Raw genomic sequence first — 406 nt, 5'->3', positions numbered from 1 at the left:
ATATGGTCTTTAGCACTTGGCGGAGTGTGCTATAAATTAATGGTGAAAAAACAAAACAAAAAGGTGTCTTTATCAACATATTTATTAATGGGTTGGTTTGCAGTTGCAATCGTCTACCCGCTTTATTTAAATGTGCCAGTAAACGCACTATGGTGGTTACTCAGTGGAGGGATTTTGTATAGTCTCGGCACACTCTTTTATAGTGCTAAAAGTCGTCAATATAGCCACGCACTTTGGCATGTATTTGTGATTGCTGGCTGTGTTTGTCACTATATTGCAATCAGCCGCTATATTATTACGGTCGGTTAAATTTTTTAATTAGTCCCACTGAAATTGACGCATATTAACACGACCATTTTTAAAAATTACGCCTTCACTTTGCAGTAATTGATATTGCTTTTGGTAC

1 protein-coding gene is annotated in these 406 nt (G+C 36.7%); it reads left to right on the top strand.

The features are described from left to right. On the top strand, positions 1-309 hold a 309-nt coding region (trhA, locus tag HR9077_RS01555; RefSeq protein ID WP_210725828.1), incomplete at its 5' end, for a PAQR family membrane homeostasis protein TrhA. Between the last annotated feature and the right edge of the window lie 97 nt (positions 310-406).

The organism is Modicisalibacter radicis, assembly GCF_900961225.1.
Lineage (GTDB): Bacteria > Pseudomonadota > Gammaproteobacteria > Pseudomonadales > Halomonadaceae > Modicisalibacter.
This window is presented reverse-complemented; position numbering and strand designations above follow the sequence as displayed.